Annotated in this window: 5 protein-coding genes; 4 read left to right on the top strand and 1 reads right to left on the bottom strand. The window is 64.7% G+C overall.

Annotated features, from left to right (window positions below):
* The 4 genes from dnaN to DBR23_RS13280 form a co-directional block, all read left to right on the top strand.
* On the top strand, nucleotides 1-1,015 hold a 1,015-nt coding region (gene dnaN / locus DBR23_RS13295; RefSeq protein WP_108498572.1), incomplete at its 5' end, for a DNA polymerase III subunit beta.
* Between the two features lie 155 nt (nucleotides 1,016-1,170).
* Nucleotides 1,171-3,789 carry a DNA topoisomerase (ATP-hydrolyzing) subunit B gene (gyrB, locus tag DBR23_RS13290; RefSeq protein WP_108498571.1) on the top strand — a complete coding sequence of 873 codons (2,619 nt, stop codon included), beginning with the start codon at nucleotides 1,171-1,173 and terminating at the stop codon, nucleotides 3,787-3,789.
* 99 nt (nucleotides 3,790-3,888) lie between these two features.
* Nucleotides 3,889-4,407 (top strand): GNAT family N-acetyltransferase, encoded by a 519-nt coding sequence (locus DBR23_RS13285; RefSeq protein WP_056742599.1) that lies wholly within the window; start codon nucleotides 3,889-3,891, stop codon nucleotides 4,405-4,407.
* The gene (locus DBR23_RS13280) at nucleotides 4,404-4,817 is read left to right on the top strand and encodes a YkgJ family cysteine cluster protein (protein ID WP_015011832.1); all 414 of its coding nucleotides are present in this window, start codon (nucleotides 4,404-4,406) and stop codon (nucleotides 4,815-4,817) included. Before DBR23_RS13285 ends, DBR23_RS13280 begins: the two co-directional genes overlap by 4 nt.
* Before the next feature lie 70 nt (nucleotides 4,818-4,887).
* Here the strand turns inward: DBR23_RS13280 and DBR23_RS13275 are convergent, their stop codons facing one another.
* Entirely contained in the window at nucleotides 4,888-6,528 is a 1,641-nt protein-coding gene (locus DBR23_RS13275; protein WP_108498570.1) for an AMP-binding protein, read from the bottom strand.
* Nucleotides 6,529-6,611: the final 83 nt, after the last annotated feature.

Below are 6,611 nucleotides of genomic sequence, written 5' to 3'. Positions count from 1 at the left end.
GATCCGCAAGACGGGCAATGCCCTGCAGCTGACGACCAGCGACCTCGAAATCCAGATCCGCACCACGGCCGAACTGGGTGGCGACACCGGCGACTTCACCACCACCGTGGGGGCGCGCAAGCTCATCGACATCCTGCGCACCATGCCGGGCGACCAGACGGTCAGCCTCGAATCGGCCCAGTCCAAGCTCATCCTCAAGGGCGGCAAGAGCCGCTTCACGCTGCAAAGCCTGCCGGCCGAAGACTTCCCGCTGGTGCAGGAATCCGCCGCCTTTGGCCCCGTGTTCGCCGTGCCCCAAAAGACGCTGAAGGACCTGCTCGGCCAGGTGTCGTTCGCAATGGCGGTGCAGGACATCCGCTACTACCTCAACGGCATCCTGTTCGTGGCCGAGGGCAAGACCCTGAGCCTGGTCGCCACCGACGGCCACCGCCTGGCCTTTGCCAGCGCTACGCTGGACGTCGAAGTGCCCAAGCAGGAAGTCATACTGCCGCGCAAGACCGTGATCGAGCTGCAGCGCCTGTTGTCTGATGCGGGTGGCGAGAACCAGCCGCACATCGAGATGCAGTTCGCCAACAACCAAGCCAAGTTCACCTTTGGCGGCATGGAGTTCGTGACCAAGCTGGTCGAGGGCAAGTTCCCCGACTACAACCGCGTGATCCCCAAGAACCACAAGAACAGCGTCACCCTGGGCCGCGCCCCGCTGCTGGCCAGCCTGCAGCGCACGGCCATCATGACCAGCGACAAGTTCAAGGGCGTGCGCCTGAACCTGGAGCCCGGCACCCTGCGCGTGGCGTCCAACAACGCCGAGCAGGAAGAGGCCGTGGACGAGCTCGACATCGACTACGGTGGCGACACCATCGAGATCGGCTTCAACGTGACCTACCTCATCGACGCCCTGGCCAACATGGGCCAGGACATGGTGAAGGTGGAGCTTTCGGACGGCAACAGCTCTGCGCTTCTGACCATCCCCGACAACGACAGCTTCAAGTACGTCGTGATGCCCATGCGCATCTGAGGCGGCGTGACACCCGCCCTGCTTCACAGTTGCATCGCCACACCGCAACCGCTACTGTATTGATAGCTGCAAGCGCATATTCAATATGCGCTTGCGCCCAATTTGACCATTGAACATATTGGAAACCCCGGTTTCCACGGATCCCAAGGCCCACCATGACCGTTGACAACAACATTCCCTCCGAGCCCGAATCCTCCGGCGTCTCCGGCCATGTGGAGCCCACCGTCAACAAGATCGACACCAACCAGGCCGGCGCCAGCGAAAGCTACGGCGAAGGCGCCATCACCATCCTCGAAGGCCTGGAGGCCGTGCGCAAGCGCCCTGGCATGTACATCGGCGACACCAGCGACGGCACCGGCCTGCACCACCTGGTGTTCGAAGTGGTCGACAACTCCATCGACGAAGCCCTGGCCGGCCACTGCGATGACATCGTCGTCACCATCCACACCGACAACTCCATCAGCGTGACCGACAACGGCCGTGGCATCCCCACCGGCGTGAAGATGGACGACAAGCACGAGCCCAAACGCTCGGCGGCAGAAATTGCCCTGACCGAACTGCACGCGGGCGGCAAGTTCAACCAGAACAGCTACAAGGTGTCGGGCGGCCTGCACGGCGTGGGCGTGAGCTGCGTGAACGCACTGTCCAAATGGCTGCGCCTGACCGTGCGCCGCGAAGGCAAAGTGCACCAGATCGAATTTGCGCGCGGCTTTGTGCAAGACCGCTTGCTGGCCACCGTGGACGGCTTTGAAGTCAGCCCCATGAAGGTGACCGGCGAGACCGAAAAGCGTGGCACTGAAGTGCACTTTTTGCCCGACACCGAGATCTTCAAAGAGAACAACGACTTCCACTACGAGATCCTGGCCAAGCGCCTGCGCGAACTTTCGTTCCTGAACAACGGCGTGCGCATTCGTCTCAAGGACGAGCGCAGCGGCAAGGAAGACGACTTCTCGGGCGCCGGTGGCGTGCGCGGCTTTGTCGAATTCATCAACAAGGGCAAGACTGTTCTGCACCCCACCTCGTTCTACGCCGCAGGCGAGCGCCCGGCCGAGAGCTACGGTGGCATCCCCGGCACGCACATCGGCGTGGAAGTGGCCATGCAGTGGAACAGCGCGTACACCGAGCAAGTGCTGTGCTTCACCAACAACATCCCCCAGCGTGACGGCGGCACCCACCTCACCGGCCTGCGCGCCGCGATGACCCGCGTCATCAACAAGTACATCGAAGAAAACGAGCTGGCCAAGAAGGCCAAGGTCGAAGTCACTGGCGATGACATGCGCGAAGGCCTGTGCTGCGTGCTCAGCGTGAAGGTGCCCGAGCCCAAGTTCAGCAGCCAGACCAAGGACAAGCTGGTGTCGAGCGAAGTGCGCGCCCCGGTGGAAGACATCGTGGGCAAGCTGCTGACGGACTACCTGCAAGAAAAGCCCAACGACGCCAAGATCATCTGTGGCAAGATCGTCGAGGCCGCCAAGGCCCGGGAAGCCGCCCGCAAGGCCCGCGAAATGACCCGCCGCAAGGGCGTGCTCGACGGTATGGGCCTGCCCGGCAAGCTGGCCGACTGCCAGGAAAAAGACCCCGCCCTGTGCGAGATCTACATCGTCGAGGGTGACTCCGCCGGTGGCTCCGCCAAGCAGGGCCGCGACCGCAAGTTCCAGGCCATCCTGCCCCTGCGCGGCAAGATCCTGAACGTGGAAAAAGCCCGCTACGAAAAGCTGCTGACCAGCAACGAAATCCTCACGCTGATCACCGCCCTGGGCACCGGCATCGGCAAGGCGGGCGGCACCACCGGCGGCGACGACTTTGATGTGGCCAAGCTGCGCTACCACCGCATCATCATCATGACCGACGCCGACGTGGACGGCGCCCACATCCGCACCCTGCTGCTCACCTTCTTCTACCGCCAGATGCCCGAACTGGTCGAGCGCGGCCACATCTACATCGCGCAGCCACCGCTGTACAAGGTCAAGGCAGGCAAGGAAGAGCTGTACCTGAAGGACGCCCCCGCGCTCGACGGATTCTTGCTGCGCATTGCGCTGAACCACGCCAGCGTGACCACCGGCGGCGCCAACCCACAAACCCTGACCGGCGACACCCTGGCCGAACTGGCGCGCAAGCACCAGATCGCTGAAAGCGTCATCGCCCGCCTGGGCAACTTCATGGACGCTGAAGCCCTGCGCGCCATTGCCGACGGCGTGAGCCTCAAGCTCGACACCGTGGCCGATGCCGAGGCCAGCGCCGTGGCCCTGCAAGCCAAGCTGCGCGAGTTGAACACCACCGGCGCCCCCGCCGAAGTGGCCGGTGAATTTGACGCCCGCACCGACAAGCCTCTGCTGCGCATCAGCCGCCGCCACCACGGCAACATCAAGAGCAGCGTCATCACGCAGGACTTCGTGCACGGCGCCGACTACGCCGCCCTGGCCGAAGCCGCCGAAACCTTCCGCGGCCTGCTGGCCGAAGGCGCCAAGGCGATGCGGGGCGAAGGCGACAAGCAGAAGGAAGAAAAGGTCAGCGACTTCCGCCAGGCCATGAAGTGGCTGATTGCCGAAGCCGAACGCACCACCAGCCGCCAGCGCTACAAGGGCCTGGGCGAAATGAACCCCGAGCAGCTGTGGGAAACCACGATGGACCCCAACGTGCGCCGCCTGCTGCGCGTGCAGATCGACGATGCGATCGAAGCCGACCGCGTGTTCACGATGCTGATGGGCGATGAGGTGGAGCCGCGCCGGGATTTCATTGAAACCAATGCGCTGCGGGCGGGGAATATCGACGTCTGATCGATCGCTTGATCGTCGCCGCCGCGCCCTGCCGCCGCTCGCGCATTCAGGAAGGCCACCCTCGGGTGGCCTTTGTGCCCTTTGCCCGACCTTCTTCGCATGACCCATCTTGCCATCCGTCCCGCAACCATCGATGACACCGACCTGATCCTGCACTTCGTGCGGGAACTGGCGATCTATGAGAAGGCTGAGCAGGAGGCGCTGGCCACACCCGCACATGTGCACCGCACGCTGTTCTGCACCAATCCCAAGGTGCATGGCCTGATCTGCCAGGACGGCGATACCCCCGTGGGCTTCGCGGTGTACTTCTTTAACTATTCGACCTGGCAGGGCCGCCACGGTCTGTATCTGGAAGACCTGTACGTGTCGCCAGAGCACCGCGGCAAGGGCGCGGGCATGGCGCTGCTCAGGCAACTCGCACGCATCGCCGTGGACCACGACTGCGGGCGCTTCGAGTGGAGTGTGCTGGACTGGAATACACCTTCCATCGCGCTGTATGACAGCCTGGGTGCCCGCCCGCAGAGCGAGTGGATCCGTTACCGACTCACAGGAGACGAGTTGCACGCACTGGCGGCGCAGTCGCAGCCGCTCCTGCAGCCGTCCAACACTGCGCCATGAGATCCCCCATCGCCATCGTTGACGTAGACCGCCTCGACACCTGGACCCGCTACCGCGCAGGCCTGTGCGACACCTGCGCGGCCAACTGCTGCACGATGCCGCTGGAGGTGCAGCTCTCGGACCTGGTGCGGCTGGAACTGGTGGACCCGTTCGAGGCCGAGCATGAAGAAATCCGCCACATTGCCAAGCGGCTGCAAAAGGCGCGGCTGATCGACCACTTCAACCACAAGAACGCGATCTTCACGATGGCGCGGCGGGCGAGTGGGGACTGCAATTTTCTGGACCCCAAGACGCGGCTGTGCACGGTGTATGACAAGCGGCCCGAGACCTGCCGCCTGCACCCGCAGAAGAAGAGCCCCAAGCCGGGCTACTGTGCTTACGGGGCGCGGGATCTGCAGCGGCGGGGCTGACAAGCGCAGAGGCGTCAGCGCGCCATGTCTGCGCAAGCCCGCCGTCTTCTGAAACCGCCACCCCGCACACTCACGCCATGTCGCGCAGCTCGCGGCGCAAGATCTTGCCAACACTGGACTTGGGCAGGGCCTCCACAAACACGATCTGCCGGGGCACCTTGTAGGCAGTGAGCGCTGCGCGGCAATGGGCGGCGATGTGGTCTGCATCCACCTGCGGCACAGTGCCCGCCGCGCGCACCACATACAGCCGCAACGCCTCGCCCGTCTTCTCGTCTGGCACGCCGATGCAGGCGCATTCCAGCACGCCGGGACACGCGGTGGCTACGGCTTCGACTTCGTTGGGAAAGACGTTGAAGCCTGAGACGATGACCATGTCCTTTTTGCGGTCCACGATCTTGAGAAAACCACGCTCGTCCAGCTGACCAATGTCGCCGGTGCGGAAGTAGCCGTCGGGGGTGAAGGCGGCTGCGTTGGCCTCAGGCTGCTGCCAGTAGCCGCCCATGACCTGGGGGCCTTTCACGCAGACCTCGCCGGGCTGGCCCAGGGGCACGGGGTGGCCGTGGTCGTCCAGCAGCAGCACGTCGGTGGAAGGCAGGGGCAGGCCGGTGCTGCCGCTGAAAGCCGTGACCGATGCGGGGTTGAAGGCAACCACGGGGCTGGTCTCGCTCAGGCCGTAACCTTCGCGGATGAACTGGCCGGTGATGGCCTGCCAGCGGGCAGAGACCGATGGCAGGATGGCAGCGCCGCCGCCGCCCGCCAGCCGCAGGTTGGAGAAGTCCACGCCCTGCGTGCCGGGGTGCGCCGCCAGCCCGGCGTACAGCGTGTTGACCCCCATGAACACGCTGGGGCGCGCGGCATTCAGCACGTCGATCAACCCGTCCAGGTCACGCGGGTTGGGCACCAGCCAGTTGCGCGCACCCACCGCAAAGTAGCTGATCAGGTTCACCATGAGCGCGAAGATGTGATACAGCGGAATGGCCGTGACGACGACCTCCTGTGCGGGGCGCAGGGCATCGGGCACGAAGGCCTTGAACTGCTCCACGTTGGCCACCAGGTTGCGGTGCGTGAGCATGGCCCCTTTGGACAGGCCCGTGGTGCCCCCGGTGTACTGCAGGAACAGCAGGTCGCCCCCCTCCAGCACAGGTGGCGCAAAAGGCAGGGTGGCGCCCTCGGCCAGGGCGCGCGCAAACGAGGTGGTGGTGTGCAGGTGGGCATCCACGGGCGGCCCAGGCAGGTCGGCTGCGGTGCCGTCGCCGGGCGCCACGGTGATGATGCTGTGCAGTTCCACCCGGTCTTGGATGGCAGCCAGGGTCGCAGTAGACCCTGCATAAATCACCATCACCCTCGCTCCTGCGTCCTTTAGCTGGTGCTCCAGCTCCCGCGGGGTGTACAGCGGATTCACGTTCACCTGCACACAGCCCGCGCGCGCAATGCCGAGCATGGCGATGGGAAACGCCATCAGGTTCGGGCACATCACGGCAATGCGGTCGCCCTTGCGCACGCGCAGCACGTTTTGCAGGTAGGCCGCAAACGCGCGGGATTGCTGGTCCACATGCGCATAGGTCAGCGTCTGGCCCAGGCAGGTGAATGCGGGCCGGTGCGCATAACGCTGCATGGCGGCACACAGCAGGTGCACGATGCTGGGATGGCTGTCGGGATCGATGTGGGCAGGGATGGCGCCATAGCTAGCCAGCCAGGGTTGGGGGGACATGGTGAATCGGTCCTCGTGGGGGGTGGAGCAGCAACGTGCGGGCAGGCTCAGCGCACGGCCTTGGCCAGTGCCGCAAAGGCTTG

It is taken from the genome of Acidovorax sp. HMWF018 (genome assembly GCF_003061035.1).
Lineage (GTDB): Bacteria > Pseudomonadota > Gammaproteobacteria > Burkholderiales > Burkholderiaceae_C > Acidovorax > Acidovorax delafieldii.
This window is presented reverse-complemented; position numbering and strand designations above follow the sequence as displayed.

Coding starts and splice junctions, on each gene's coding strand:
- DBR23_RS13280 (WP_015011832.1), top strand. CDS start 4,404: ATGAGATCCCCCATCGCCATCGTTGACGTAGACCGCCTCGACACCTGG.
- DBR23_RS13285 (WP_056742599.1), top strand. CDS start 3,889: ATGACCCATCTTGCCATCCGTCCCGCAACCATCGATGACACCGACCTG.
- DBR23_RS13275 (WP_108498570.1), bottom strand. CDS start 6,528: ATGTCCCCCCAACCCTGGCTGGCTAGCTATGGCGCCATCCCTGCCCAC.
- gyrB (WP_108498571.1), top strand. CDS start 1,171: ATGACCGTTGACAACAACATTCCCTCCGAGCCCGAATCCTCCGGCGTC.